Raw genomic sequence first — 25,659 nt, forward strand, 5'->3', positions numbered from 1 at the left:
GGTGGGCGGTGCGTCCCGCCGGATGCACGACGCCGGGCGGCGGCTTGTGCGGCAACCCGGCGTCGTGATCTGTACTGCTGCTATTTCTGTACTGCTGCTACTTCAGTCATACGTCGCTTAGGCGAGGTTATCAACTGAGGGGTAGAGCGGGTGGGCGGCGGCGAGGGCCTCCACCCGGGCGCGCAGGCCGGACAGGTCCGCGCCGGCCTCGGCGATCAAAGCCTCGGCGATGATATCCGCAACCTCGGTAAAGGCCGCCTCGCCGAAGCCGCGGGTCGCCAGCGCCGGGGTGCCGATGCGCAGCCCGGAGGTGACCATGGGCGGGCGCGGATCGAACGGGACAGCGTTGCGGTTGACGGTGATGTCGATTTCCGCGAGCCGGTCCTCGGCCTCCTGCCCGTTGAGCTCACACTCGCGCAGGTCCACCAGGACCAGGTGCACATCGGTGCCGCCGGAGATCACGTTGATCCCCTTCGCGGTCACGTCCGGCTGGATAAGGCGCTCGGCGAGGATCCTGGCACCGGCCAGGACACGCTCCTGGCGCTCCCTGAACTCTTCGGACGCGGCGATCTTGAACGCCACGGCCTTGCCCGCGATGACGTGCTCCAGCGGGCCGCCCTGCTGCCCGGGGAACACCGCCGAGTTGATCTTCTTGGCGATGTCGGCGTCGTTGCTCAGGATGATGCCGCCGCGCGGACCGGCGAGGGTCTTGTGCGTCGTGGAGGTGGTGACGTGGGCGTGCGGGACCGGGGACGGGTGCAGCCCGGCCGCCACCAGCCCGGCGAAGTGGGCCATGTCCACCATCAGGTACGCGCCCACGGAATCGGCGATCCGGCGGAACTCGGCGAAGTCGAGCTGCCGGGCGTAGGCGGACCAGCCGGCAACGATCAGGGCCGGCTTGTGCTCCCGGGCCAGGGCCTCCACCTCGGCCATGTCGATCCGGTGGTCCTCCTCACGGACCTGGTACGGGATCACGTTGTAGAGCCGGCCGGAGAAGTTGATCTTCATGCCGTGCGTGAGGTGCCCGCCGTGCGCCAGGTTCAGGCCCATGATGGTGTCGCCCGGACGGATCAGGGCGTGCATCACGGAGGCGTTGGCCTGCGCGCCCGAGTGCGGCTGGACGTTCGCGTACCCGGCGCCGAACAAAGCCTTGACCCGGTCGATCGCGAGCTGTTCGATCACGTCAACGTGCTCGCAGCCGCCGTAGTAGCGCCTGCCCGGGTAGCCCTCGGCGTACTTGTTCGTCAGCACGGAGCCCTGCGCCTGCATCACTGCCCTGGCGGTGTGGTTCTCCGAAGCGATCATCTCCAGCCCGTCGCGCTGCCGGGTCAGCTCGGCGTCGATCCTCGCGGCGATCTCCGGATCCAAGGCGGACAGGTCCGCGTCCAGGCTCGCGGAGACGACCTGCTCAAACGCGACGGTGCTTGTGCCGGCGGCCGCGGTTACCGCGCTCACAGTTCGCCACCGTTCTTGGAAGCGTATTCCTGGGCGGAGAGCAGCGGGCCGTCCGATTCGGCGGCGACCTTGAACAGCCAGCCGGCGCCGTACGGGTCGCTGTTGATCAGCGCGGGATCGGACACGACGGCGTCATTGATCTCCGTAACCTCCCCCGTCACCGGGGCGTAGAGGTCCGAAACCGACTTGGTCGATTCGACCTCGCCGCAGGTCTCCCCCGCGGTCACTGCGGAGCCGACCTCGGGCAGGTCCACGTAGACGATGTCGCCGAGGGCGTCCGTGGCGACGGCGGAGATGCCGATGGACACGACATTCCCGGCCTCCCGCGCAACCCACTCGTGCTCGTCGGAGTACTGCAGTCCAGGGGCAACTTTTGCCATGTGTTTTTCCTTTACGTTTGAAAAGTCGTGGGGCCGCAACAATTGCGGCTGGGTTGGGTGGCAGATGAGGCAATTCCTCCGCGTGCTCGGTCGCGAAGGCGCCCGCTGGGCGGACGCGACGCTCCCCACCGTCTCCCTGGCCTCGCAAGCTCGGCCAGGGAACCCTGACGGTGTGGGCCCCCCTTAGACGCACGCTTCCGGAATCCCCTCACCCGCCGCTATTCAGTTCAGTTTTCGGGGCCACCGGTTCCTCGGAAGAACCGTGGCCTTGCGTATTCTTCTAGAGCCTGGCTGCTCCGCGGCTTTAAGGGTGTCATCAAGCTCAACCCCCAATGATCGAGCTTGGCGTGGCACCCGGCGGGACAAGCCGAGCCGCAGTAGGCGGTATATCCCCCAGCACCTTGGCTTTCGAAGGCGCCGGTTCCCGGTGGTTCGCATGTGGCGTGATGTCTCGAAGGTGACGTGCCCCCGAGGGGCTGGCCGGGCTGGGTTTTCGGAAGCGTGCGTCTAAGCGAGCGGCCGCCGTCAGGGTTCCCTAACCGAGCTTGCGAGGTTGGGGGGACGGCGGGTCAAGCGAGCGAGCACGCGTGAAAACTCAGACGGACAGCCCCGGTGCCGGCCACAAGACAGACACCGGGACAGGCCGCGGCGGGCTACTTTTGGCGCTTGTAGAAAGGCAGTGCGACCACTTCGAAGGGTTCGGCCTTGCCGCGGAGGTCGATATCCAGGGCGGTGCCGGGCTCGGTGAGCTCGACATCGACGTAGGCCATGGCGACCGGGTAGCCGAGGCTGGGGCTGGGCTGGCCCGAGGTGACTTCGCCGACGACGTTGCCGTCCTTGAGGACCGGGTAGTGGCCGCGGCCGGCCCGGCGTCCAAGGCCCTTGAGCCCGACGAGCTTGCGGCCCGTGGTGGTGCCGGCGCCGGCTTCCTTCTTGGCGGCCAGTGCGGCCTTGCCGATGAAGTCGCCTTCCTTGGACAGCGCGACGACGGGACCCAGGCCGGCGGCGAACGGATCGCCCTCAAGGGAGAGCTCGTTGCCGTAGAGGGGCATGCCGGCCTCGAGGCGCAGCGAGTCGCGGGACGCGAGCCCGGCGGGTGTCAGCTCGCCGTCTTCGGCGATGGCGACGAGCGCCTGCCAGAGAGCGGCGGCGTCGTCGTTCGCGACGAAGATCTCGAAGCCGTCTTCACCGGTGTAGCCCGTGCGGGCCAGCAGGAGGTCCTGGCTGGCGCCGCCGAACATGAACGGGACGTCCACGGCGGCGTAGTACTTCAAGCCGGTGACGAGTTCGTGCTGCGCGGCGGGGACCAGGCGCAGCAGGATCTCCTGGGCCTTGGGTCCCTGCACGGCGATCAACGAGGTCTCGGCGGACGCGTCCTGGACCGTCACTTCAAAACCTGCAGCGCGCTCGGCCAGCGCAGCTGCCACGACCTTGGCGTTGCCCGCGTTGGGGACCACGAGGAACTTCTGCTCGCCCCGGCGGTAGGTGATGAGGTCGTCGATGATGCCGCCGTCCTCGTTGCAGATCAGCGAGTATTTGGCCTTGCCAATGGCCATCGCGGAGATCTTGCCCACGAGGGCGTAGTCCAGGAAGGCTGCGGCGTCGGGGCCGGTGACCCAGACTTCGCCCATGTGGGAGAGGTCGAACAGGCCCGCGGACTTGCGGACGGCGTGGTGCTCGGCGAGTTCGGAGCTGTACTTCAGCGGCATCTGCCAGCCGCCGAAGTCCGTGAAGGAGGCGCCGAGCTTCTTGTGCTCTTCGTAAAGTGCCGTGTAGTTCTCAGTCATCGTTGGCTGTCCCTAGTTGTCAGAGTCGGAGTTGGCGGAGTCGTCGGAGTGGTCTTCGAAGGATTCGAGGGGAGGGCAGGAGCAGATCAGGTTGCGGTCCCCCGCGGCCCCGTCGATGCGTCCGACCGGCGGGAAGTACTTGTCCTGCTTGAGCGTGTGGACCGGGAAGACGGCCTGCTCGCGCGGGTACTCGCGGGTCCAGTCGGTGCTGATGACGGCAGCGGCTGTGTGCGGGGCGTTGCGCAGCGGGCTGTGCTCCACGGTGAAGTCGCCGTGGGCCACCTGGTCGATCTCGGCGCGGATGGCGACCATGGCCGTGATGAAGCGGTCGATCTCGCCCAGGTCCTCGGATTCGGTGGGCTCCACCATCAGGGTGCCGGCCACCGGGAACGCGAGGGTGGGGGCGTGGAAGCCGTAGTCGATCAGGCGCTTGGCCACGTCCTCGGCGGTCACGCCGGTCTTGGCCGTGAGTTCGCGCAAGTCCAGGATGCACTCGTGGGCCACGAGGCCGCCTTCGCCGGTGTAGAGCACCGGGAAGGAGTCGTTCAGGCGGGCCGCGATGTAGTTCGCGGCGAGCAGGGCCGACTTGGTGGCCTCGGTGAGGCCCCGGCCGCCCATGAGCTTCACGTACGCCCAGGAGATCGGCAGGACGCCGGCCGAGCCGTAACGGGAGGCGGAGATCGGGGTGCCGTCGGCACCGTTGGCCGGGTCGGCTGCGTTGCCCGGCATGAACGGTGCCAAGTGGGCTTTGGCCGCGACCGGGCCGACGCCCGGTCCGCCGCCGCCGTGCGGGATGCAGAAGGTCTTGTGCAGGTTCAGGTGCGAGACATCGCCGCCGAACATGCCGGGCTGGGCCAGCCCGACGAGGGCGTTGAGGTTGGCGCCGTCGATGTAGACCTGGCCGCCGGCGGCGTGGACCGCGTCGCAGACCTCGCGGACGTCGGCGTCGTACACCCCGTGGGTGGACGGGTAGGTGATCATGATGCAGGACAGGGCGTCCTTGTTGGCCTCGATCTTGGCGGTCAGGTCCGCGTGGTCGATCGTGCCGTCGGAGGCGGTGGCCACGACGACGACCTTCATGCCGGCGAGCACCGCGGAGGCCGCGTTCGTGCCGTGGGCGGAGGCCGGGATGAGGCAGATGTTGCGCTGGGCATCCCCGCGGGAGAGGTGGTAGCCGCGGATCGCCAGCAGGCCGGCGAGTTCGCCCTGGGAACCGGCGTTCGGCTGGATGGAGACCTGGTCGTAGCCGGTGATCTCGGTCAGCTGGGCTTCGAGGTCCTCGATCAGTTCGCGCCACCCGGCGGTCTGGGATTCCGGGGCGAAGGGGTGGATGGAGGCAAACTCCGGCCAGGAGATGGCTTCCATCTCGGCCGTGGCGTTCAGCTTCATGGTGCACGAGCCCAGCGGGATCATGGTGCGGTCCAGGGCGAGATCGCGGTCCGAGAGGCGGCGGATGTAGCGCAGCAGCTGGGTTTCGGAACGGTGGGTGTTGAACACCGGGTGCTGGAGGTAGTCGGAGGTGCGCTCGACGGCGGGGTCCAGGCCAAAACCTTCGGCCGTGTCGGTCACCGACGCGCCGAACGCGGCGATGACGTCTGCGACGATAGCCACCGTCGTGCCCTCATCGGCGGAGATGCCGACGGTGTCGGCGTCGATGGCGCGCAGGTTGACGCCCCGGGCGTCGGCGGCCGCGATGATCTCTGCTGCCCGGCCCGGCACGGAGACGGTGATTGTGTCGAAGAAGGAGGTGTGCAGCACGTTCAAACCGGCGGCCTTCAGGGAGGCTGCGATGGTCTTGGCGTGGACGTGGACCGACTGGGCGATTGCCTTCAGCCCGTCGGGGCCGTGGTAGACGGCGTAGAAGGAAGCCACGATGGCCAGCAGCGCCTGGGCGGTGCAGATGTTGGACGTGGCCTTCTCACGGCGGATGTGCTGCTCGCGGGTCTGCAGGGCCAGGCGGTAGGCCGGGACGCCGGCGTTGTCCTTGGAGACACCCACGAGGCGGCCGGGCATGGAACGCTCGAGGCCCTTCTGCACGGCCATGTAGGCCGCGTGCGGGCCGCCGAAGAACAGCGGGACGCCGAAGCGCTGGGCGGAGCCGACGGCGATGTCAGCCCCCTGCTCGCCCGGGGACGTGATGAGCGTCAGGGAGAGGAGGTCGGCGGCGACGGTGACGAGGGCGCCGCGTTCCTTGGCCTCTGCGATCACGGCGGTGTGGTCGAACACGCGGCCGGAGACGCCCGGCTGCTGCAGGACGACGCCGTTGATGACGCCGTCGGGCAGGCCCTTGGAGAGGTCGGCGACCTCGACCTCGAAGCCGAGGGCTTCCGCGCGGCCCTTGACGATCGCGATGGTCTGCGGGAGGCAGTCGGCGTCGAGGACGGTCTTGCCGTCGTGGGCCGTCTTGTTCTTGTTGGCGCGGCGCATCATCAGCACGGCCTCGGCGACGGCGGTGGCTTCGTCCAGCAGCGAGGCGTTGGCGATCGGCAGGCCGACGAGGTCCTGGACCATGGTCTGGAAGTTCAGCAGCGCCTCGAGCCGGCCTTGGGAGATCTCCGGCTGGTAGGGCGTGTACGCGGTGTACCAGGCCGGGGCTTCGAGGATGTTGCGGCGGATCACCGGCGGGGTGAGCGTGTCGTAGTAGCCCTGCCCGATCATCTGCACGGCGGTCTTGTTCTTCGCGGCCAGCTTGCGCAGCTCGGCGAGGACTTCCACTTCGCTGAGGGCGGCGGCGAGCGCGAGGTCGGCGTCCTGACGGATGTCCTTCGGAACGGCGGTGTCCACCAGGGCGTCGACGGTGTCGTAGCCGACAGCCTTCAGCATGGCGTCGACGTCGGCCTGGCGGCGCGCGCCGATGTGCCGGTCAACGAAGGACGTGGAGGCTGGGGTAACAGTCACAAGGAACTCCATAACTCAGGCGGCGCAGGGTACGCCACATTGATTTGGGTTCCTCCCCGCTCTGTATTGGACCTGAGAGTTTCCGCGCAGCCTGCGATTCAGGGACTCCGCTTGCACCGTCGGTGAGCACGGCATGTCCGGGACACGCCTGCTACTTTCCAGAGTTGCCTTGCCGCGGCGGTACATGGGCCTGAGAGATTCCTGGGGAGGATTTGCTCCTACGGCGCCTGCTTGTACCTACTTGCAGGACTCTCCCGCCGCAGATCAAAGGCGTATTCAATTGGGGGTGACAACAGTCACAGCTCTCATTGTCCTACGCCGGGCGCGCGTCCGCAAACTCCCTGCCGGCCGCGGACCCAGGTTACGGGCGACAAGCCGCCCCCCACGTGAGTCCGCCAACGCGAATTCGCCGGAAGCGTGCGAGGTCGCCGGAACTTCCCGGCGAACTCGCGGGCCTCCGGCGAGTTCGGCGACGGGGGGTGGGTGAGGGGTAGGCGGCGCGGCGGGTGTCAGCGGCGCAGCCTTTCGACGGCGGCCAGAAGGCTCTCGACATCCGCCTCGACCTCCGGAAGCGGCACACCCGGGCCCCGGACCAGCATGGCGTTGAAGTACAGCCCGTCCCCCATGTACAGAACGGCCTTCGCCATGGCGGGCCCGACGTCGGCCGCCAGCAGCTCCAGCCAGCTCGCCTGGCCGGCGGCGAAGCGGCGGAGGGTCTCCCCGTGCGCCACCTCGGCGAGCCGCGTGGCCGCCACGAAGACCCGGTCCATCGGCGTGTCCGCCCACACCGAGGACTTGATGAAGTACGCCGCCGCCCCTTCGGGGGCCGCCGCCATCGCTGCAACATCCGCAGCGAGATGCCGGTCCAGCCGTTCCAGCAGGACCGCGATCATCGCCTCCTTGGTCGGGAAGTGGTAGAGCAGGCCACCCTTGGAGACGCCGGCCCGGCGCGCGACGGCGTCCAGCGTCGCGGCGCGCTCACCGACCTCGATGAGCAGGGATTCGAAGGCATCGAGGACGGCCTCGCGGGCGACGGGTTTCCTGGGCATGCCTCCCATCATGCCTGTCCGGCCGCGCATTTCTTAACTGTACCGTCCAGACGGTATAGTTACGTCCTATGAGCATCACATCGATCACCGCAGCCACCAACGCCCCGTCGGCCACCGGTCCCGGGGCGCCGTGGCGCGACTGGGTGGCGCTGGCCCTGCTGATGTTCCCGGTCCTGCTTGTGGCCGTGGACAACACCGCCCTGACGTTCGCCCTGCCGGCCATCGCCACCAGCCTGTCCGCTTCTGGCGTCGAACTGCTCTGGATCATCGACGCCTATCCCCTGGTCCTGGCCGGACTCCTGGTCGCGATGGGCTCCCTGGGCGACAGGATCGGCCGGCGCCGGCTGCTCTTCGTGGGCAGCGCGGGGTTTGCCGCGGTCTCGGCCGCGACGGCGTTCGCACCGAGCGCCGAATGGCTGATCGCCGGCCGCGCCGGGCTTGGCCTCTTCGGCGCCATGCTCATGCCGTCCACACTTTCCCTGATCCGCAACATCTTTCCGGAGCCCAACCGGCGCAGGCTGGCCGTGGCGATCTGGGCCGCAGGCTTCTCCGGCGGCGCCGCCCTCGGCCCGATTCTCGGCGGCTGGCTGGTGGAACACTTCTGGTGGGGCGCCGTCCTGCTGGTCGCGGTGCCGATCATCCTGCCCCTGCTGTTGCTTGGTCCGGCGCTGATACCGGAATCCCGCGACCCGAAGCCCGGCCGCATGGACGTGCCCAGCATTGTCCTGTCCCTGCTGGTCATGGTGCCCGTTGTCTACGGGATCAAGACCCTCGCCACCCACGGGCCTGCACCCGAGGCCTTCGCGAGCGTCGGAGCCGGCCTGCTCATGGGCTACGTGTTCATCCGGCGGCAGCGCGCACTTGCCCGCGGGGAAGGTACGGCGCCGATGCTCGATGTCAGCCTCTTTGGCAACCGGATCTTCAGCACGGCCATCATTGCCAACGTCCTGGCGCTGTTCTCCTTCAACGGCTTCATTCTGTTCCTGGCCCAGCACCTGCAGCTGCTGGAGGGCCAGTCCCCCTCGGCCTCCGGCGTCGCCATGGTCCCGGCCCTCATCGCCACGGTTGTTGCGGGGCTGCTCGTGGTGCCGCTGGTGCGCAAGGTGCGGCCCGGCTTTGTTGTGGCCGGCGGGCTGCTGCTGAGCGCGGCGGGCTATTTCCTGGTGGCATTCGGCGACCACAGCCACGGCCCGTCCGTGCTCCTGGCTGCGTTGATGGTTCTCTGCCTGGGGGTGGGCGCCGCGGAGACGATCTCCAATGACCTGATCCTGGGCGCGGCGCCTGCCGACAAGTCGGGGGCCGCCGCCGCCATCTCCGAGACCGGCTATGAAGTCGGGTCCCTGCTGGGCACGGCGATCCTTGGCTCGATCCTGACGGCCTCTTACCAGGGCAACCTCCGGCTCCCCGCGGGCGTGACCGAGCTCGCCCCGGCCGCGGCCACCAGCCAGGCCGGTGAAACCCTCGCCGGCGCGGTGGAGCTCGCCCGGATGCTTCCGGCTCCCCTGGCGGAGGCAGTGACGGCGGCCGCGCGCACGGCCTTCGACTCTGGCGTCCACGTCACGGCGTCAATCGCGCTGGTCCTGATGTCCGGGGCCTGCGTCCTCGCCGCCGTTGTCCTGCGGACGGTGCCGAAGGCCAAATAGCGGGCACAGTCGCATTTAAACAAAGGCCTCCGGCGCCGGGAGAATCCCGGCGCCGGACGCTGATGTTTTTAAGGGCGGCCTGGTGGGGCCAGTCCCTACTTGCTGTCCGGAGTGGTCACGCTGGCGTTTGCCCGCATGGTCTCGGCATTCACCATCCAGGCATACTGCTCAAGCTTGGCAATGAACGCGTGCAGGAGGTCGGCCGTGGTGGGGTCTTCCTCATCCACTTCATCGTGCACTTTGCGCATCGTGCCGACGGCCGCCTCGAGCGCCGCGACAATCCGTTCGATGGCGTCCTTCGTGTTGATCAGGCCCGCGGGGAACTCGGCGAGTGCCGTGGACTTGGAAACCGTGGAACTGCGGCCGTCCGGCAGGGCGTGGAGGGCGCGCATGCGCTCGGCGAGGTCGTCCGCGAATTCCCGGGCGGCGTCGACGATCTCGTCCAGCTGGAGGTGAAGGTCCCGGAAGTTAGTCCCCACGATGTTCCAATGCGCCTGCTTGCCCTGAACGTGGAGTTCGATCAGGTCCACTAGGACCGCCTGCAGGTTGGCCGTCAGTGTAGGTGTTGCTTTCATGCGTCCTCCTCGATAGAACCGGTACCGTGCGGGCCGCGCGCGCCACTTGCTGGCACCCCGGCCGATGCTTCCGACGCTACCGCAGGGCAGCAACGGGCCGCGACGGTTCGGGGAGGAATTTCTCGGTCAGCTTACTAAGTCGGCTTACTAACCGTTTCGGGGAGGCTTAGACTGCCTCGTTAAGGAGCGGCCCCCGGGGGAACACGGGCCGTGTGATGCCGCCGGCGGTGGAGTCGGAGAGCTGCGTGAGGTAGTCGTTGCGGCGCCGAGGGGTGATCCTGGACTGGGGTTCGAACGGCTGCTCGGGGTCGTCGGCGTAGTGGACCGTAAGTCCGTCGCGCATGAGCCGGATGGCCTCCGAACGCTGCTGGGACACCGCGGCGTGCGTGGATCCGAGTTCCGCGGCCAGGTCCTTGACCGTCCGGTCGCCGAAGTAGATCTCCTCCACCACGTAGCGCATCCGGTCCGGGAGGGATTTCACGGCCGCCCGCAGGTACTGGAGCCGTTCGTCCGCGAGCACGGAGTGTTCCGGTGTGAGGGTTTCGGCGGCGAGGGTATCCACCACGGCCTCATCGAGGGGCGTCAGCGTGCGCGAAGCATCCGCGAGCGCGGCCTCCACAACGCTTTGCTGGACGCCCAGGGCGGAGGCGATCTCCTCCACCGTGGGGGTGCGGCCCAGGGCGGACGCCAGGGTTTCCTGCACCGACATGGTTTCCTTGATCCGCCGGCGGGCGGAGCGGGTGGCCCAGTCGCTGGCCCGCATCTCGTCCGCGAAGGCGCCAAGGATGCGTCGGCGCGCGAACGCGCCGAAGGGCACCCCGAGGTCCGGGTCGAACGAATCGGCCGACGTGATCAGGGCTATGGCACCGGCTGAGGCCAAGTCATCGCGAGAAAGGTGTGACGCCTTCGAGCACAAATCTGAGACGAGATACCCCACCAGCGGAAGGTGCTGCGTGACCATCTCGTTGCGTTCCACGCGATTCAATACTGTGTCCCCCCATGAGACCGGATCCGAAGGGTCCTCGACCCTTTAAAACGCCGAGAGCCGCACCCAAACCGACCGTTGCTCCCCCCATGAGAGTCAGCGTTCGCAAGTAGGGCGCAGCACCCATGGTGGAAACCTATCACCTGATCCAAGATCTGCGTGTACCCTCAGGGAAAAGCTTGGCAAAAAATGCGGTGACCGCCCTGTTGCTGTGATTCACGGGGCGGAAAGAGAATGGGGCCCATGAGCGCAAGTGATCTCTCCGCGGCACTGTGGCAGGAGCGGCGGCATCTGGAGCTGCTCCTTTTCAGGCTGGAAACGCAGCGTCTGCACGTCGTTGCGGGGAATCTGGAATGGCTGAACTTCATGGCGTCCGAGATTGAGACCGTACTGGACCGCCTGCGCTTCGAAGCCCTGGCCCGGAGTGTTGAATCTGCTGCAGTGGCGGCCCAATGGGGCCTGCCGGCACAGACCACGCTCGTCGAACTGATTGCGGCCGCACCCGCCGGGCCCTGGTCCGAGATCCTGCGCGAGCATTTGGACGCCTTGCACGTACTCCTCGCGCGGCTGGGCGACGCAGCACGTGTGAACGAAGAGGTGCTGCGGACCCTCCCCCTGCCGGGACGCCCCGGTCCGGCGGGCACGGCCGGACTGCTGGATCAGCTAACCACCGGCGGAAACCTAGAGCGGTCCTTGGCCGTGGTCCGGCGTTCAGCCCAGCCGCTCCTGGCCCAGTATCTGGGCGGGGACCATGACTGATCCGGAGCGGGTCCTCAGCCCTCGGCGGGAGTGGCGCGCGGCGGCATGAGCCCGCGCAGCGCCTCCTCGGCGTCCGGGCCAGCTTCCGCCGCCGCGAGGTTTGCCGCCGCGATGGCTTCTATGACTTCCCGGCGCTGGATGGGCACACCGCGGGGCGCCTCAATGCCTATCCGAACACCGTCGCCGCGGCCTTCCAGGACCGTGATGACGATGCCGTCGCCGATCATGATCTGTTCGCCCGGCTTGCGTGTAAGTACCAGCATCCTCTCAATCTACCCTTCAGCGCGGGGAGCGCCGGACGATTCGCGCCGGCCCTGCCATGTCGGATCCGGCCCTGCCGGGCGCCCGTCGATCCAGCCGACGGGCAATCCCAGGCCGTTGACGCTTTCGGGTGACCCGGTCTCCGCGGCGCCGACCACCGCTACGGCGGTCACGTTGAGCTGGGCGGACAGCACACCGACCCAGCGCGCAGTGTCCTCATGCTTGCGTCCGGCGTCGACCACTACCCAGACCTGGTCGGCGGAAAGCGCGGCCAGGGACTGCACCCGGGCCAGGGCGTTGCGGGCTTTGCCGAGTCCGAACGCCACCATGACGGTGCGCTCCGTCACCACCGCGTGGGCGCGCGCGGCCGTGGCGCTTTGGCGTCCGTCGACGTGCAGGTGGCCATAGGCGGAGAGCTCGCCGGCGGTCCGCACATCGGCACCGCCGGCCGCCATGGACATAGCCAGGGCGGTGTCCATGGCGTCCTCCCCCAGCCCGACCAGGACCACGAGATCGCCGACGCCGGTCAGCGGAGCTGGGGCGCTCAGCGCGCTGCCCGCTGCGTTGCCGGGCGCGGCAGGCGGCGCAGCGGCGGAGGCCGGGACGCCGGGGTTACTGAAGGCGACGGCCGGTTCTGCCGGGGTCCGGAGCCCGGTGCCGAGCTGTTCCAGAAGTTCGGCGAAGTCCCGTGACTCGGTGGATACGCCCGCAGTTGCGGTCCGGTGCAGGCTCAGCTCAACGGCGTCTGCCTCTTCCAGCAGGGCGGCGATGGCGGCGCCCTGAAGGTGATGGGACGGGAGGTGACCGGACGGGAGGTGATCGGACGGGCCGACGGCGGGCGGGGCCGCCGCTACAGCCGCGGCGTCGGCGTCGTACTTCCCGGCGCCGGGGACATTGCCCGCGGAAGCCGTCCCGGCGTCGGCCTCCCCGGCGGGACCACTGGCGGCCGTGCCCGGCTCGGTCCCGGCCAGGATGTCGGCGTCGGGCACTACCTCACCGGTGACTACCTCGTGCTTGGACTGGATCTCGATCATGGCCTCGTACCGGTCCTGGGCGAAGAGCCCGGCGATTCCTGGGCTGCTGACGCGTTCGGCGGACACAATCCGGGCCGCGGGCCCGTACAGCTGTTCTGCTTTGCGGCGGATTTCCTCAAGCGAGGCTCCCTTAAGCCGATAGAGGTTCGGCATGGCGCACCACTCCTACTGTTTCGATCCGGACGTTGGCGGAGGTCACCTCGCGGTAGGACAGCACGGGCACGGACCCGGGCTGCGCGCCGATGAGGCGGTGGATGGCGGGCCGGAGCGCCGGTGCGCACACGAGCACGGCCTGGCGGTTGGCGGCGGCAGCGGCGTCGACGGCGGAGCGCACCGAGCGCAGCACGGCGTCGAGCCTGTCCTGCCCCATGACGATCTGGCTGCCGCCTTCGGCGGGCCGCATGTCCTCGAGCATGTGTTGCTCCAGGACGGGATCGATCATGATGACGTTGAGCACGGGGCCGTCCATGAACTTGGCCGTGAGGGCGGGGCCGAGTGCCTGCCGGGCGGCCTCCACGAGCGATTCCGGATCCGTGGAAATCTTGGCGCGGAGCGTGAGTGCCTCGTAGATCCGGGCGAGGTCGTTGATGGGCACCTGTTCATCCAGCAGGCCCTGGAGGACGCGCTGCAGCTCGGCGAGGGAGAGCAGGGCCGGGGTCAGTTCGTCGACGGCGGAGGGGCTTTGCTTGCGCACTCCCTCGGTCAGCACGCGCACGTCCTCGCGGGACAGCAGCCGGGCAGCGTTCGCCGCGACGATCGAGGACAGGTGGGTGACCAGGACGGAGACCCGGTCGATCACCGTCGCACCCGTCATTTCGGCGTTGTGGCGCATTTCCCCCGGAATCCACTTCCCGGCGAGCCCAAACACGGGTTCAATCATCGCCGGGCCGGGGAGCGAGTCGAGGTTGTCGCCCAGGGCGAGCATTTGGCCGCCGGGGGCCGTGCCGCGGCCGGCTTCCACGCCGGCAATCCGGATGGCATACGTGGCGGGCGGCAGGTCCACGCTGTCCCGCGTCCGCACGGGCGGGATGACGAGGCCCAGTTCCATGGCGATCTTGTGCCGGAGCGACCGGACCCGGGCCAGGAGGTCGTCGGAGGCGCCGGAGACCATGTCCACAAGGTCCGGTGCCAGCAGGATCTCCACGGGGTGGATGCGCATGTCTTCCAGCAGCTTCTCGTTGGGATCCTTTTCCGGGAAGTTCAGCGCGGTCGACTCAGCCTCCCGGGCTGTCTCCGCGAGCTGCTGGCTTGCCGCGGTCCGGCGGGAGGCGATGATCAGGCCGACTCCGACGACGACGAACGGGATGGGCGGCATGCCGGGGATCATGGCCATGGCGAGGGCGGCCACGCCGGCGATCATGAGCGCGTTCGGCGACTGCAGCAGCTGCGTGGACGCCGTCCGGCCCATGTCCGACTCTGCGTTGGACCGGGTCACGATCATGCCGGTGGAGACGGCCATGAGCAGCGCCGGGATCTGTGTGACGAGTCCGTCGCCCATGGTCAGCAGGCCGTAGGTGTTCAGGGCGTCGCCGATTTCGAGGCCGCGCTGCACCATGCCGATGGCGATGCCGCCGACGAAGTTGATGATGATGATGATGATGCCCGCGATGGCGTCGCCCTTGACGAACTTCGAGGCGCCGTCCATGGCGCCGTAGAAGTCGGCCTCGGCCGAGACCTCGGCCCGCCGTTCCCGGGCCTGGGTGTCGGTGAGGAGCCCGGCGTTGAGGTCGGCGTCGATTGCCATCTGCTTGCCTGGCATGGCATCGAGGGTGAAGCGCGCGCCCACCTCGGCCACCCGCTCGGCGCCCTTGGTGACCACGACGAACTGGATCACCACGAGGATGAGGAACACGACGGCGCCGATGATCATGGAGCCGCCGACCGTTACCTTGCCGAAGGCTTCGATGACCTGCCCGGCGTACCCGTTGCCCAGGACCAGGCGGGTGGACGCGACGTTGAGGCCGAGCCGGAACAGCGTGGCCACCAGCAGCAGGGACGGGAACACGGAGAAGTCCAGCGGCTTCTTGACGAACATGCTGGTCAGCAGGACCAGCAGTGCCAGCAGGATGTTGCAGACGATGAGGAAGTCGAGCAGCGGCGCGGGTACGGGAACCACCAGCAGGAGCACGATCCCCACAATGCCGATGGGCACCACCAGCCGGTTCAGCCTGTTGTTCATGGTGCGGTCCTTTCACAGACGCTGATTCCCAAAGTTTTCATCCTGCCCGTCACGCTGCGTTGCGCGCTGTGTTTCGCGCGTTGCGCACCGTGTTTCCTGCTGTGTTTCGCACCGTGTCTCATACGGCCGCAACCGTGCTGGTCATGCGGTGCATCCCGGCGGCGGCACCGCGGGCCTTGAGCGCAATGACGAACGCGAGGACGCCGGCCACCGCCCGGTAGAAGTCCACCGGGATCTCGTCCCCCAGCTCACAGGCTCCATGAAGGGCCCTGGCCAACGGGATGTCCTGGACCATGGGCACGTTCTTCTCCTCGGCCTCTTCCCTGATCCTCGTAGCCACATGGCCGGAGCCCTTGGCCACCACGCGGGGCGCGGACTTGCCGGGCTCGTATTTGAGGGCCACCGCCACATGCGTGGGGTTGACCAGGACGACGTCGGCGTCGCCGATCGCCGCGATCATCCGGTTTCGGCTCATCGCCATCTGACGCGCCCGGCGCTGGGACCGGATGAGCGGATCGCCCTCGCTGCTCTTGTTCTCGTCCTGGATTTCCTTCTTGGACATCCGGGTCTTCTTGCGGTTGCGCCGCATCACGACGAAGAAGTCCGCCGCGGCCAGCACGATTCCAGCGGCCACCGCGAACTGGACCAGGGCAGAAATACCGCCTCCGGCGGCCTGCACCACTCCGGCGATTGGCAGCCCGCCGGCGGTCAGCAGCACCGGAACCAGCCCCTGCACCACGGTGTAGAGCACCAGCCCCACCACGCTGGCCTTCAGCAGCGCCTTGAGGCCGCCCCACACCGCCTGGGCGCCGAAGATCCGCTTGATCCCTCCGAGCAGGTTGAAGTGTTCGAACTCGAGCCTGAATTTCTTCAGGTGCACACCGCCCTGGAGGGCGGAGCCGGCGAGGACGGCCAGGAACACGACGATCAGCAGGGGCCCGACGATCCCGGCGATGGACGCGAACCCGTCTTCCAGCGCCCGGACGGCTTTGCCGGGATCCGGGGCGGACATGATCCCGCGGACGCTGAACAGCTGGTCCGTGGCGGCGTTGGCGGCCCGGTCCACGGTGCTGGGCAGCATGAGCGCGGCGGCGCCGACGCCGAGCCACGCGGTGAGGTCCTGGGAACGGGACAGCTGGCCCTTGGAGCGGACCTCCCGCATCCGTTTGTCGGTGGCTTGCTCGGTCTTTTCCTGTGAATCCGCCATCAGCCCACCCCCAGCACGGCTTTGGCCGCCTGCCCCGCGAGGCTGGAAACGATCCGTGGCAGGGCCAGGAACATGAAGCTGGCCAGCATCAGGGTGAGGAGGATCTTGAGCGGGAAGCCGAGCGAGAAGGCGTTCAGCGCCGGCGCCACGCGGGTCAGCAGGCCGAGCCCGACGTCGGCAAGGAACAGGACCACCAGGAGGGGCCCGGCGATCTGCACGGCGGCGAGGAACATGCCGGACACTGCCGTGATGATGGCCTGCACCGGCTGGGCCAGGTCTATCCCCCCGGCCAAGGGCAGGGCGGCAAAGCTGCCGGTCAGGCCCGTGATGACCAGCTGGTAGCCGTCGGAGGCGAACAACAGGGCAAGCGCCGCCATCTGCAGAAGCCGGGTGAACTGTGCACCGTTGACCATCATTTGGGGATCGTAGGCCTGCGCCATCTGGAACCCGCTGAAAAGGTCGATCAGGCTGCCGGCGGACTGGATGGCGGAGAAGATCACCAGGACCAGGAATCCCAGGACGAGCCCGGTGACGAGCTCCAGGACCACACCGGTGACGAACGCGGCGGTGTCGCGGGGCGTGTAGCCGCCGACTACGCGCTGCGTCACCGCCAGGCCGAGTCCCAGTCCCAGCATGGCCTTCACGCGCCCCGGGAAGGCCTGGTGCGAGAAGGGCGGTGCCACGATCAGGAACGCGGTCATCCGGACCGTGGCCAGCAGCAGGACTTCCAGCCAGGTCGGGTCGATGGGAATGCCCACCTCACAGGCCTCCGAGCAGGGACGGAATCTTCGCGAAGAGGTCGTTGGTGAACGAGACCATCTCCGAAATCATCCAGTGTCCGCAGACGATCAGGGCCACCGCGACCGCGGCCGCCTTCGGCACGAAGGACAGGGTGGCTTCCTGCAGCTGCGTGATGGACTGCAGCAGGGAGATGGCCAGGCCCACCACCAGCGCCGTGACCAGCACCGGCGCGGCGAGCTTCGCGGCCACAATCATGGCCTGGAGGCAGATGTCCAGGACCGCGTTGGCGTTCATCCTGAGCCCGCATAGCTCTGGATGAGCGCGGTGATGATCAGGCCCCAGCCGTCCACGAGCACGAACAGGAGGATCTTGAAGGGCAGAGAGATCATCACCGGCGGGAGCATCATCATGCCCATGGACATCAGGGCAGCGGACACCACGAGGTCGATCACGAGGAACGGGATGAAGATGACGAAGCCGATGATGAACGCGGCACGGAGTTCGGAGATCATGAACGCCGGGATGAGGGTCTGCAGCGGGACGGCCTCAGGAGTGGCCGGGTTCTCGGCCCCGGCGGCGCGGGACATCAGGGCGATGTCCTCTTCCCGCGTGTGGGCGAGCATGAAGTGCTGCAGCGGACCCGACGCGGCGCTGACCGCGCCGTTGAAGTCCAGCTTGCCATTGAGGTAGGGCTGGATTCCGAGCGTGTTCATCTCATTGATGACGGGCCACATCACAAAGATCGAGAGGAACAGGGCCAGCCCGGCCAGGACCTGGTTCGGCGGGATGGACGGCAGGGAGAGCGCATTGCGGGTCATTGCCAGGACCACGAATATCTTGGTGAAGGACGTCATCATCAGCAGCAGCGAGGGCGCAACGGCCAGGAGCGTGATCCCGATCAAGGTCAGGACTGCGGAGGAGGGTTTGCCGTCCGCCCCGTTGATCTGGATGTTGACGTTCCCGCCGCCGGGATTGGCAGGATCGATCGGCGGCGCCGGCGGTACCGGGTCGATGGGTGCGGCGTGGCCCGCCGGGGCATTGAGCCACAGCAGGAGGAGGGCAAACAGCACGACGGCGAATCCCAGGCCCAGGAGCCTGAGGGATCGCGCGACAGCTGTTCGTGGGCGGGTGGTGCCGGTGGCGAGCGGGGAGATCAATTGCGGCGTCCGCTCCTGAGAGCGGCGGCAGCCTGCTTCCACGTGGAGCCGGCCAGGATGGAACCGTGCAGGGGCGGATGGCCCGAAGCGCCGCTGGCGCCGCCACGGGCGGCGGGGCCGCGGGCATGGGTGTTGCCGTGCAGGGAGCTGCGGCGGGAGGGCGGCAGGTCCCGGACGCCGTCCGGGCCGTCGGCGGCGTCGGGGCCGTCGGCGGCACCGGCGTCGGCGGCGCCACCGGCGTCGGCGGCGCCACCTGCCGGCCTGGCCGGCTGGCGGCTGAAGTTGTTTCCGGCGAGCGGGCTGGACTCGGCGAGGATCCGGGCGAAATCCCCGAGGCCGCGGCTGATGCCGGGAACCGGGACTTCTTCGGGTTCGGGCGGGACGTCCCCTGTGTGCAGGACGTTGACGGCGTGCTCGGTGACGCCCAGGAGGAAGCGCTGCCCGGCGGCGTCGACTACCACCACGGAGGCTTTTTGTCCGAGGCTCTGCCGGCTGACGATGGTCAAGGCACGGTCAGCCCGGCGCCGCCCGGCGCCTTGGCCCAGCCGGCGCTGGAGGAACCACATGAGGCCAAGCACCGCGCCCAGGGCCACGAGTACCCGTAGCCCGAGGATCAGTGCGTCCATTCAGCTGAGCCCCTCGGCGACATCGAGGATCCGGGTGATCCGCACCGCGTAGTCCTGGTCGAGGACCACAACCTCGCCGTGCGCGATCAGGCGGCCGTTGAGCAGGACGTCGGCCGGGGCGCCGGCGGAGCGGTCCAGCTCGATGATCTTGCCCGGCTCCAGCGACAGCACGTCCCGGACCGACATCCGGGTGCGCCCGATCTCCACGGTCAGGGCCATTTCAATGTTGTTGATGCGGCCGAGCCGGCCGGCCACCTTGTCGCCGCCGGCGAACAAGTCCCCGGCGCGGTCCTGGCTGTTGCCGTGTTCGCGGAGCCGGACGGCAAACCAGGCCGCGGCGTTGCTGCCGTCGGAGAGTTCAAAGACAGCCGTGTCGGGGTCCGAGAGGAGCCCGGAGACGTCGGATTCCCGCAGGTCGGACAGGACACCGGCCCCGAAGACTGAGCTGGCGCTTTCCATCGCGGGGCGCAGCACATCGGTTACGGAGACGTGCCCCAGCTGGGACCCTGCCCCGGCGGCCTCGTCGAGGAAGGTGCGGTCGCTGAGCATGAGGGCGAGGTCGGCGGTCACCGCGCCGACGAAGGTCGCCGTGACCGCTTGCCGGGCGTACGCCGCCGCGGACCGGGCAGGCACCAGGGCGACAACCTTCAGGGCCACCGGGCTCGGCAGCTCCTCGACGAGCCGTTCCGCCGACAATTCGTGCTTGGTCAGGGTGATGCTCATCGTTGGTTCTCCTCGATTGTGACAATTACTGCGGCCGCGCGGGAGCCGTTGCGGGCCGGGGCGGCGGTGGCCAGCCGGGTTCCGTCCAGGGTGAGGTCAAAGGGCCGGTTTTCCAGGTGCGGCAGGGTCAGGACGTCGCCGACGGCGAGTCCCAGGACCTGGCTCGGGGTAACGAACGACGTCGAGAGCCGTACCGACAGTTCCACCGGCACCTGCTCCAGCTGGGCGCTGACGCGCGCGGCGGCGTCGTCGCGGGAGTCGGTCGGGTTGACCTTCTTGAGCCGTCCCAGCAGGACGCCGGCCGGAACGGCCAAGGTGGCGGGGGCGTTGACGTCGCCGACGCTCATGGTGAACGAGGCGACGATCATCAGTTCGCTCGGCGCGGCGGCCTGGGCGAACTGGGAGTTGTACTGGATCGTGTCCACCCGGACGGCCTCGCTGAGCAGCGGGCCCAGGGAGTAGCCGAGGTCCTCGAGGGCCTCGTCCATGAGGCCCTTGATCAGCGCCTGCTCGATCTGGGTGAACTTGCGGTCCGGCATGGGCGAATCGTGGGAGGCGCCGAGCATGCGGTTGACCCAGCCGAGGGCGGCCGGGCCGGGGAACTGCACTACGAGCTTGGAATCGTGGGCCTCGACGGTGCACAGGACCATGGCCGTGACGGCGGGCAGCGAGGCGGCGTATTCGTCGTAGCTGAGCATGCTGACGTCTTCAAGGCGCACCACGGACTTGACGCGGACCTTGGCGGTGAGCTGCGTGCCCCACTGGCGGGCGAAGGTTTCGAAGGCGAGCTCCAGCACTCGGCTGTGTTCGCGGGCGAGCGTCGCGGGACGGCGGAAGTCATAGACGCTGACGGTCCGCTCCCGTGCCACTTCCCGCTCATCCAGAACACTCACGGTTTCCACTATCGGCAAGGGAACTCGTGGCGTAAGCAGAACGTCTTAGGCAATCCGCCGAAGGCAAAACCCAGCAGGCAATACGCCGCAAGCAATAGACGGCCTATTTCTTGCTGAGCTTCAGCGCCTCCGGAATCAGCGCCCGGACGATGTCGGGCTTGTCGGAAAGGACCACGATGTCCACCCGGCGGTTCCGCTCCATGAGCGCGGGGGTGGAGTCGTCGTTGACTTGGCGGGCGGATCCGAACGCGACGGCGCCGATGGTGCCGGGGGGAATGCGGCCGTTGTCCACCATGTAGCGCAGGACGTTGACGGCGCGCGCCGAGGACAGTTCCCAGGTGGAGGGGTAGGCCGTGATGCCGTTCGCGGCGTGGCCCTCGACCATGATTTCCATGCTGGCCGGCTTCAGGACCGGGGAGATGACCTGCAGCACCCGGGTTGCCCGGGAGGTGAGCTCGGGCCGGTCGGGTTCGAAGAAGGCCTGTGATCCGACGAGTTTGACCGTCAAGCCGCGCTGATCGATCTGGAACTCGACATTCTCGCTCAATTTGGCGACTGCCAGTCCGGCCTGCATTTTCGCCTGCAGCGCCTTGAGCCGGTCCACTTCCTTGATCGCCTCGGTCATGTTCTCGGGGGATGTGGTTGCCGCGCCCTTGACGGCGGCGAACGCCTCAAGGTCCTTATCCACGAGGTCCGGCGGCACTACGGTGCCCGACGCCGTATCCACGGTTTCCGACGCGACGGCGCCGAAGCCGGTGGCCAGGGAGTTGCGGAGCTTTTCAAACTTGTTGGCGTCCACGCTGGACATGGCGTACAGGACGATGAACATGCACATCAGCACGGTGACCATGTCCATGTAGGACGCCATCCAGCGCTCGTCGACGTGGTGTTCTTCCGGTTTCTTCCGCCCGCGCCGCCTGGAGCTCACGCGGCCTGATCCAGCGTGTCGGAGTTGTCCTTGCCGCCGGCCTTCTTGCTGTCGCTGCTTTTGAGCTGGTGGTCCGGAACCATGGAGCGCAGCCTTTCGGCGAGCAGCAGGGGCTGGGCGCCGGCCTGAACGGCCAGCATGCCCTCCATCAGCAGGGTCATTCGTTCGACGTCCAGCTCCGACAGCCTGGCAAGGCGGCCGCTGAAGGGAAGCCAGAGGAAGTTGGCGGACAACAGGCCCCAGAGCGTGGCGACGAATGCCGACGCAATCATGGGCCCGAGCTCGTCCGGGGTGGAGAGGTTTTCCAGGACGTGGGTCAGGGACACCACGGTGCCGATGATGCCGACGGTGGGTGCGTAACCGCCGAGGCTGGCGAAGAATTTCGTGTTGGAGTGGTCGCTGCGGGACTTCGAGTCGATCTCGTCCTCCATCAGTATCCGGAGTTCTTCGGCGTCGGTGCCGTCGGCAATGTTCTGCAGGGCGCGCGTCAGGAAAGGATCTTTGACGCTGGCCGCTTCTTCCTCCAGGGACAGCAAGCCCTCGCTGCGCGCTTTTTCCGCGAACCGGACCACTTGGTCGATGCTTTCCTGCGGTTTAGACGTCTTGCCTACGAACATCTTGGGGAGGGCTTTGAAGGCCTGAATGACGTCTTTGAGGGTGTTGCCTGCGATCCCGACGGCGAGGGTGGCACCGAAGACCAGGACCATGGGGGCCGGCAGCAGGAGCGCGGTGACGCTGCCGCCTTCCATGGTCACCATGGCGATAACGGAGCCAAAGGCGAGGAGCAGTCCTATGACTGTTGCGGGATCCATCGTTACTTTCTGGGTTGTGCGGGCGCCGTGGGGCCAGCGCCGTCGTCGTAGGGGTCCTCATCCGGATCGTCGGTCCGGACCAGGCTTAGCGGATATCCGGTGATGGCCGGAAAGTCCCGGGCCTTGCTCAGGATGTACGCCCGGTAGTCGGCGATGAGTTCGACAACTTCCGCGAGGCTTTCCAGCACCACGTAAGCGGCGCCGTCGAGCGTCACCAAATGCGTATCCGGGCTCTCGTGGATGCGCTCAATAAGGTCCGGATTGACCGCGAAGCGCGTTCCGTTGAGGCGTGTGACGACGATCATGGGCCGATTCTGCTCTGTGAGGGGAAGGGTGTTCTCCTCCGTACTGTCGGCAGGACCGGCCCCTTCGTTAGGCACCTTGGCGACGCGCCGGTTCCGCAGGGCGGCCGACGTGGGCCGGATGGCCCGTGCCAAGGCTGTGGCGCGGTATTAGCGTGGGAGCTGACGGGGCCACGCGGCCCGCCCTGTTGGACGCAGTTCGTCCCTTGCAGTTGGTCCATTGCCAGGAAGAGACGGCCGCCCGCCTCGTCAGGAAGGCCAGCCATGGTGTCATTTCCGGCTCTGGAGCAGCCGTTGAACCCGTTTCCCCGCTACGAAGCCATGCGGCACAGTGAACCCGTTTTCCAGGATCAGGAGACCGGCGTGTGGCACGTGTTCCGCTACGACGACGTGCAGCGGGTCCTGTCCGAGCACGCCACGTTTTCTTCCCGGATCGGCGGGGACAACCCCTCCGAAACGGGCCAGCTCTTCGCCGCCAGCCTGATCAACACGGACCCGCCCAGGCACCGCCAGTTGCGTTCCCTGGTGTCCCAGGCGTTCACGCCTCGGTCAGTGGAAGCGCTCGGCCCGCGCATCTCGGAACTCACCGACGAGTTGCTGGACCCGGTAGTTGCTGCCGGCGCCGCGGATCTGATCGACCAGCTGGCCTATCCCCTGCCGGTAATCGTGATCGCGGAGCTGATGGGCATCCCGGCCGCGGACCGGGACCGCTTCAAGGAGTGGTCCGACGTGATCGTGAGCCAGACCCGCCCGGGCGCCGACGAGTCCGGCCACATGGCCGCACACCGGGAAATGGCGGAGTACTTCATGGGCATGATCGAGCAGCGGCGGCGCCGCCCGGGCCATGACCTCATCAGCGCACTCCTCGGGGCCGAGATCGACGGGCAGAAACTCACCGTCATCGAGCTGCTCGGATTCTGCAGCCTGCTGCTCGTTGCCGGCAACGAGACCACCACCAACCTGATCGGCAATGCGGTGCTGTGCTTCAGCGAAGCCCCGGGCACGGCGGAGCGCCTGATCGCCGAGCCGGCCCTGCTCCCGCAGGCGATCGAAGAGGTGCTGCGGTACCGCTCCCCCGTCCAGTCCATGTACCGGATCTCCGCCGTCGATACGACGCTGCGCGGCCTGCCGATCCCCGCGGGGTCGCCGATCGTGGCCTGGATCGGCTCGGCGAACCGTGACGGGGAGCAGTTCCCGCACCCTGACGTGTTCGACGTCGGACGCTCACCGAACCGTCATCTCGCCTTCGGGCAGGGCGTCCACTTCTGCCTCGGCGCTCCCCTGGCCCGGCTCGAGGCCAAGATCGCGCTGCAGGCCGTGCTCTCCCGGTTGCCCGGGCTGGCCGTAGAGCCCGAGGCGCAGCTGGAGCGGATGGAAAGCACGATCGTCTATGGAGTGAAACAGCTTCCTGTGTCCTGGCAGGCCGCCTGACGGAGGGCGCCGCTGCACGCCCCTTCCCCTTCCTCCGATGCCCTATCACGTATGGCTGCTTCGGCCGCTCTTTGGCAGCCATACGTGATAGGGCAACGCGGAGGATAGGGCAACCCCGAGGGCGGGGCGTCCTGGAACTAGCGCTTGAGCTGGGTCAGTTCCTGCAGGACCTCATCCGAGGTGGTGATGATGCGGGCGTTGGCCTGGAAGCCGCGCTGGGCGACGATCAGGTTGGTGAACTCCTGGGACAGGTCCACGTTGGACATCTCCAGGGAGCCGCCGGCCAGGGAGCCGATGCCGGGATCGCCGGCGCCGCCCAGCTGGACTCCGCCGGAGTTGGCGGTGGCTACGTAAGAGGAGCCGCCGGCCTTTTCCAGACCGGTGGGGTTGGTGAACTTGGCCAGGGCAATCTTGGCAAGGACCTGCTTGGTGCCGTTGCTGAACGAGCCGATCAGGGAGCCGTCGTTGCCGAGGGTGAAGGACTCCAGCTTGCCCGTGGCGGAGCCGTTCTGGCCGCTGACAATGAGGGAGTTCATCGTGGCATAGCCCGAGACCTTCGAGAGATCCACGGTGATCGCGTTCGCGCCTGCGCCGATGACGAAGGGGCCGCTGGGCGTCAAGGTGCCGTCGGTCCCCTGCGTCAGGGTGATGTTGGCGGTGGCGCCATTGTCGTCAACGCCTTTAACACTCCAGCCGCCGCCGGCGGCCGTGGCGAATGTCAGGGTCACGTTGCGCTCGGCACCGACGCCATCGTAGACCTTGACGACGCGGTCCATGGGAGCGCCTGTGTAGTCGCTGGGCAAGTTGCCGTCCAGCGTGACCTTCGAGGTGGCCGTGGCGACCATGTTGTTCGGGTTCAGGGTGATGTCGCCGACGGCTCCGGCCGTATTGATTACACCGTTTTTGGCGGTCCAGCCCTGGAGGATTCCGCCGTCGGGGCTGACCAGCTGGCTTGCGGCGTCAAAGTTGAATGAACCGGCACGGGTGAACAGCTGCTGGCCGCCCTTGCTCGTGACGAAGAAGCCCTCGCCGGAGATCATCATGTCGGTGGCGCGGCCGGTGCTCTGCGAGGAGCCCTGGCTGAAGTTGGTGCTGACACCGGCCACACGGACGCCGAGGCCGATCTGGGCCGGGTTGCTGCCGCCGGACTGCGCCTGCGGGGCGGACGCGCCCTGGGTCATCTGCGAGAGGGTGTCCTGGAACTGGGTGGTCGAGGCCTTGAATCCGGCCGTGTTGACGTTGGCGATGTTGTTGCCGGTGACGTCCAGCATGGTCTGGTGGGCGCGAAGGCCCGAGATTCCGGAGTACAGCGAGCGGAGCATGGGAACTGCCTTTCTACGGGTGGAGAACTGGTCAGGAAGCGGCCGGCGCGGTGAGCCCGGTGATGGAGTCGAGGGGAACGGAACGATCGCCGACCTTGACGGTCGGAACTGCTCCGGCGTAGGAAACTGAGCCGGCGAGACCGGTCCCCGTTGTGCCGTCGCCGAGGGTGTAGTCGACAGTGTGGCCAATCAGTTGGGCTGCGGCGGACCGCATCTGGAGGGAAAATGCCTCTTTGCTATTGGTGGTCATTTCGGTCGTCTTCTCCATCATGGACAGCTGGATGGTCTGGCTCATCATCTGGTTGGTGTCCATGGGGGCGCTCGGGTTTTGGTTCTTCATCTGGGCCACGAGCAAGGTCATGAAGACGTTTGCATCCATGGTCTGGACGGGGGACCGTACTGCGGACGCTGCCGTATCGGCCCCCGCGCCGGCGACCGGCTGAGGCGTGACCGTCTGCGGCGCGATCGGCTGGGATGCGATGGGTTGGATCGTCATGAGTCGCGTTCCTTCG

The 25,659-nt window shown here is 67.7% G+C and carries 25 protein-coding genes and 1 riboswitch; of the genes, 3 read left to right on the forward strand and 22 right to left on the reverse strand.

Annotation, left to right across the window (positions count from 1 at the left end; genetic code table 11):
- Positions 1 to 117: 117 nt before the first annotated feature.
- The 5 genes from glyA to BLS42_RS15540 all read right to left on the reverse strand — a co-directional run bounded on the left by glyA (position 118) and on the right by BLS42_RS15540 (position 7,569).
- A complete protein-coding gene (glyA, locus tag BLS42_RS15520) occupies positions 118 to 1,455 on the reverse strand; it encodes a serine hydroxymethyltransferase (RefSeq protein ID WP_090582728.1) in 1,338 nt (445 codons plus the stop codon).
- Entirely contained in the window at positions 1,452 to 1,835 is a 384-nt protein-coding gene (gcvH, locus tag BLS42_RS15525) for a glycine cleavage system protein GcvH (protein WP_090582730.1), read from the reverse strand. The genes glyA and gcvH overlap by 4 nt, the downstream gene beginning before the upstream one ends.
- Positions 1,836 to 2,488: 653 nt before the next feature.
- On the reverse strand, positions 2,489 to 3,622 hold the full coding sequence (gene gcvT, locus BLS42_RS15530; protein WP_090582732.1) for a glycine cleavage system aminomethyltransferase GcvT: 1,134 nt from the start codon (positions 3,620 to 3,622) through the stop codon (positions 2,489 to 2,491).
- Between the two features lie 12 nt (positions 3,623 to 3,634).
- Positions 3,635 to 6,532 carry an aminomethyl-transferring glycine dehydrogenase gene (gene gcvP, locus BLS42_RS15535; protein WP_176803456.1) on the reverse strand — a complete coding sequence of 966 codons (2,898 nt, stop codon included), beginning with the start codon at positions 6,530 to 6,532 and terminating at the stop codon, positions 3,635 to 3,637.
- 156 nt (positions 6,533 to 6,688) lie between these two features.
- A riboswitch (glycine riboswitch) is annotated at positions 6,689 to 6,787 on the reverse strand.
- A gap of 242 nt (positions 6,788 to 7,029) precedes the next feature.
- A complete protein-coding gene (locus BLS42_RS15540; RefSeq protein ID WP_090582858.1) occupies positions 7,030 to 7,569 on the reverse strand; it encodes a TetR/AcrR family transcriptional regulator in 540 nt (179 codons plus the stop codon).
- A 68-nt stretch (positions 7,570 to 7,637) separates the two neighbouring features.
- On the opposite strand from BLS42_RS15540, the gene BLS42_RS15545 reads away from it, so the two are divergent.
- Positions 7,638 to 9,212 carry an MFS transporter gene (locus tag BLS42_RS15545; RefSeq protein WP_090582736.1) on the forward strand — a complete coding sequence of 525 codons (1,575 nt, stop codon included), beginning with the start codon at positions 7,638 to 7,640 and terminating at the stop codon, positions 9,210 to 9,212.
- 95 nt (positions 9,213 to 9,307) lie between these two features.
- Here the strand turns inward: BLS42_RS15545 and BLS42_RS15550 are convergent, their stop codons facing one another.
- Together BLS42_RS15550 and BLS42_RS15555 are read right to left on the reverse strand one after the other, a co-directional pair.
- Positions 9,308 to 9,787 carry a Dps family protein gene (locus BLS42_RS15550; protein WP_090582738.1) on the reverse strand — a complete coding sequence of 160 codons (480 nt, stop codon included), beginning with the start codon at positions 9,785 to 9,787 and terminating at the stop codon, positions 9,308 to 9,310.
- Between the two features lie 166 nt (positions 9,788 to 9,953).
- Positions 9,954 to 10,772, reverse strand: a complete 819-nt coding sequence (locus tag BLS42_RS15555; protein ID WP_256336498.1) for a sigma-70 family RNA polymerase sigma factor — start codon at positions 10,770 to 10,772, stop codon at positions 9,954 to 9,956.
- A gap of 243 nt (positions 10,773 to 11,015) precedes the next feature.
- Between BLS42_RS15555 and flgN the strand changes: the two genes are divergently transcribed.
- Entirely contained in the window at positions 11,016 to 11,531 is a 516-nt protein-coding gene (gene flgN, locus BLS42_RS15560; RefSeq protein ID WP_176803458.1) for a flagellar export chaperone FlgN, read from the forward strand.
- A gap of 14 nt (positions 11,532 to 11,545) precedes the next feature.
- On the opposite strand, the gene BLS42_RS15565 is transcribed toward flgN, so the two are convergent.
- The 13 genes from BLS42_RS15565 to BLS42_RS15625 all read right to left on the reverse strand — a co-directional run bounded on the left by BLS42_RS15565 (position 11,546) and on the right by BLS42_RS15625 (position 22,397).
- Positions 11,546 to 11,794: a carbon storage regulator gene (locus BLS42_RS15565; RefSeq protein WP_090582742.1), complete on the reverse strand. Its 249-nt coding sequence runs from the start codon at positions 11,792 to 11,794 to the stop codon at positions 11,546 to 11,548.
- A 9-nt stretch (positions 11,795 to 11,803) separates the two neighbouring features.
- The gene (locus BLS42_RS15570) at positions 11,804 to 12,979 is read right to left on the reverse strand and encodes a hypothetical protein (protein ID WP_090582744.1); all 1,176 of its coding nucleotides are present in this window, start codon (positions 12,977 to 12,979) and stop codon (positions 11,804 to 11,806) included.
- A complete protein-coding gene (locus BLS42_RS15575) occupies positions 12,957 to 15,005 on the reverse strand; it encodes a flagellar biosynthesis protein FlhA (RefSeq protein WP_090582745.1) in 2,049 nt (682 codons plus the stop codon). Before BLS42_RS15575 ends, BLS42_RS15570 begins: the two co-directional genes overlap by 23 nt.
- 118 nt (positions 15,006 to 15,123) lie before the next feature.
- On the reverse strand, positions 15,124 to 16,212 hold the full coding sequence (locus tag BLS42_RS15580; protein ID WP_090582747.1) for an EscU/YscU/HrcU family type III secretion system export apparatus switch protein: 1,089 nt from the start codon (positions 16,210 to 16,212) through the stop codon (positions 15,124 to 15,126).
- Positions 16,212 to 16,970 carry a flagellar biosynthetic protein FliR gene (locus BLS42_RS15585; protein WP_090582749.1) on the reverse strand — a complete coding sequence of 253 codons (759 nt, stop codon included), beginning with the start codon at positions 16,968 to 16,970 and terminating at the stop codon, positions 16,212 to 16,214. The genes BLS42_RS15580 and BLS42_RS15585 overlap by 1 nt, the downstream gene beginning before the upstream one ends.
- 1 nt (position 16,971) lies before the next feature.
- On the reverse strand, positions 16,972 to 17,247 hold the full coding sequence (fliQ, locus tag BLS42_RS15590; RefSeq protein WP_090582752.1) for a flagellar biosynthesis protein FliQ: 276 nt from the start codon (positions 17,245 to 17,247) through the stop codon (positions 16,972 to 16,974).
- Complete coding sequence (gene fliP, locus BLS42_RS15595) at positions 17,244 to 18,110, reverse strand: flagellar type III secretion system pore protein FliP (protein WP_090582753.1); 867 nt, start codon at positions 18,108 to 18,110, stop codon at positions 17,244 to 17,246. The genes fliQ and fliP overlap by 4 nt, the downstream gene beginning before the upstream one ends.
- Complete coding sequence (fliO, locus tag BLS42_RS15600; protein WP_090582755.1) at positions 18,107 to 18,736, reverse strand: flagellar biosynthetic protein FliO; 630 nt, start codon at positions 18,734 to 18,736, stop codon at positions 18,107 to 18,109. The genes fliP and fliO overlap by 4 nt, the downstream gene beginning before the upstream one ends.
- A complete protein-coding gene (gene fliN / locus BLS42_RS15605) occupies positions 18,737 to 19,459 on the reverse strand; it encodes a flagellar motor switch protein FliN (protein ID WP_090582757.1) in 723 nt (240 codons plus the stop codon).
- A complete protein-coding gene (locus BLS42_RS15610; RefSeq protein WP_256336501.1) occupies positions 19,456 to 20,352 on the reverse strand; it encodes a flagellar motor switch protein FliM in 897 nt (298 codons plus the stop codon). The genes fliN and BLS42_RS15610 overlap by 4 nt, the downstream gene beginning before the upstream one ends.
- Before the next feature lie 103 nt (positions 20,353 to 20,455).
- Complete coding sequence (locus BLS42_RS15615) at positions 20,456 to 21,280, reverse strand: OmpA/MotB family protein (protein ID WP_090582759.1); 825 nt, start codon at positions 21,278 to 21,280, stop codon at positions 20,456 to 20,458.
- On the reverse strand, positions 21,277 to 22,092 hold the full coding sequence (locus BLS42_RS15620; RefSeq protein WP_090582761.1) for a motility protein A: 816 nt from the start codon (positions 22,090 to 22,092) through the stop codon (positions 21,277 to 21,279). The genes BLS42_RS15615 and BLS42_RS15620 overlap by 4 nt, the downstream gene beginning before the upstream one ends.
- A gap of 2 nt (positions 22,093 to 22,094) precedes the next feature.
- Positions 22,095 to 22,397, reverse strand: a complete 303-nt coding sequence (locus BLS42_RS15625) for a flagellar FlbD family protein (protein WP_090582763.1) — start codon at positions 22,395 to 22,397, stop codon at positions 22,095 to 22,097.
- Between the two features lie 261 nt (positions 22,398 to 22,658).
- Between BLS42_RS15625 and BLS42_RS15630 the strand changes: the two genes are divergently transcribed.
- Positions 22,659 to 23,825, forward strand: coding sequence for a cytochrome P450 (locus tag BLS42_RS15630; protein ID WP_090582767.1), 1,167 nt, complete (start codon positions 22,659 to 22,661; stop codon positions 23,823 to 23,825).
- A 137-nt stretch (positions 23,826 to 23,962) separates the two neighbouring features.
- Here the strand turns inward: BLS42_RS15630 and BLS42_RS15635 are convergent, their stop codons facing one another.
- Together BLS42_RS15635 and BLS42_RS15640 are read right to left on the reverse strand one after the other, a co-directional pair.
- Positions 23,963 to 25,147: a flagellar hook protein FlgE gene (locus BLS42_RS15635; RefSeq protein ID WP_090582769.1), complete on the reverse strand. Its 1,185-nt coding sequence runs from the start codon at positions 25,145 to 25,147 to the stop codon at positions 23,963 to 23,965.
- A 31-nt stretch (positions 25,148 to 25,178) separates the two neighbouring features.
- On the reverse strand, positions 25,179 to 25,643 hold the full coding sequence (locus tag BLS42_RS15640) for a flagellar hook assembly protein FlgD (RefSeq protein ID WP_090582771.1): 465 nt from the start codon (positions 25,641 to 25,643) through the stop codon (positions 25,179 to 25,181).
- Positions 25,644 to 25,659 lie beyond the last annotated feature (16 nt).

It is taken from the genome of Arthrobacter sp. ov407 (genome assembly GCF_900102895.1).
Lineage (GTDB): Bacteria > Actinomycetota > Actinomycetes > Actinomycetales > Micrococcaceae > Arthrobacter.

What these genes read in the sequence shown, in the direction of transcription:
- gcvH (WP_090582730.1), bottom strand. Translation starts at nt 1,835, where the DNA reads ATGGCAAAAGTTGCCCCTGGACTGCAGTACTCCGACGAGCACGAGTGG.
- gcvT (WP_090582732.1), bottom strand. Translation starts at nt 3,622, where the DNA reads ATGACTGAGAACTACACGGCACTTTACGAAGAGCACAAGAAGCTCGGC.
- gcvP (WP_176803456.1), bottom strand. Translation starts at nt 6,532, where the DNA reads ATGGAGTTCCTTGTGACTGTTACCCCAGCCTCCACGTCCTTCGTTGAC.
- BLS42_RS15540 (WP_090582858.1), bottom strand. Translation starts at nt 7,569, where the DNA reads ATGCCCAGGAAACCCGTCGCCCGCGAGGCCGTCCTCGATGCCTTCGAA.
- BLS42_RS15545 (WP_090582736.1), top strand. Translation starts at nt 7,638, where the DNA reads ATGAGCATCACATCGATCACCGCAGCCACCAACGCCCCGTCGGCCACC.
- BLS42_RS15550 (WP_090582738.1), bottom strand. Translation starts at nt 9,787, where the DNA reads ATGAAAGCAACACCTACACTGACGGCCAACCTGCAGGCGGTCCTAGTG.
- flgN (WP_176803458.1), top strand. Translation starts at nt 11,016, where the DNA reads ATGAGCGCAAGTGATCTCTCCGCGGCACTGTGGCAGGAGCGGCGGCAT.
- BLS42_RS15565 (WP_090582742.1), bottom strand. Translation starts at nt 11,794, where the DNA reads ATGCTGGTACTTACACGCAAGCCGGGCGAACAGATCATGATCGGCGAC.
- BLS42_RS15570 (WP_090582744.1), bottom strand. Translation starts at nt 12,979, where the DNA reads ATGCCGAACCTCTATCGGCTTAAGGGAGCCTCGCTTGAGGAAATCCGC.
- BLS42_RS15575 (WP_090582745.1), bottom strand. Translation starts at nt 15,005, where the DNA reads ATGAACAACAGGCTGAACCGGCTGGTGGTGCCCATCGGCATTGTGGGG.
- BLS42_RS15580 (WP_090582747.1), bottom strand. Translation starts at nt 16,212, where the DNA reads ATGGCGGATTCACAGGAAAAGACCGAGCAAGCCACCGACAAACGGATG.
- fliQ (WP_090582752.1), bottom strand. Translation starts at nt 17,247, where the DNA reads ATGAACGCCAACGCGGTCCTGGACATCTGCCTCCAGGCCATGATTGTG.
- fliO (WP_090582755.1), bottom strand. Translation starts at nt 18,736, where the DNA reads ATGGACGCACTGATCCTCGGGCTACGGGTACTCGTGGCCCTGGGCGCG.
- fliN (WP_090582757.1), bottom strand. Translation starts at nt 19,459, where the DNA reads ATGAGCATCACCCTGACCAAGCACGAATTGTCGGCGGAACGGCTCGTC.
- BLS42_RS15620 (WP_090582761.1), bottom strand. Translation starts at nt 22,092, where the DNA reads ATGGATCCCGCAACAGTCATAGGACTGCTCCTCGCCTTTGGCTCCGTT.
- BLS42_RS15625 (WP_090582763.1), bottom strand. Translation starts at nt 22,397, where the DNA reads ATGATCGTCGTCACACGCCTCAACGGAACGCGCTTCGCGGTCAATCCG.
- BLS42_RS15630 (WP_090582767.1), top strand. Translation starts at nt 22,659, where the DNA reads ATGGTGTCATTTCCGGCTCTGGAGCAGCCGTTGAACCCGTTTCCCCGC.
- BLS42_RS15635 (WP_090582769.1), bottom strand. Translation starts at nt 25,147, where the DNA reads ATGCTCCGCTCGCTGTACTCCGGAATCTCGGGCCTTCGCGCCCACCAG.
- BLS42_RS15640 (WP_090582771.1), bottom strand. Translation starts at nt 25,643, where the DNA reads ATGACGATCCAACCCATCGCATCCCAGCCGATCGCGCCGCAGACGGTC.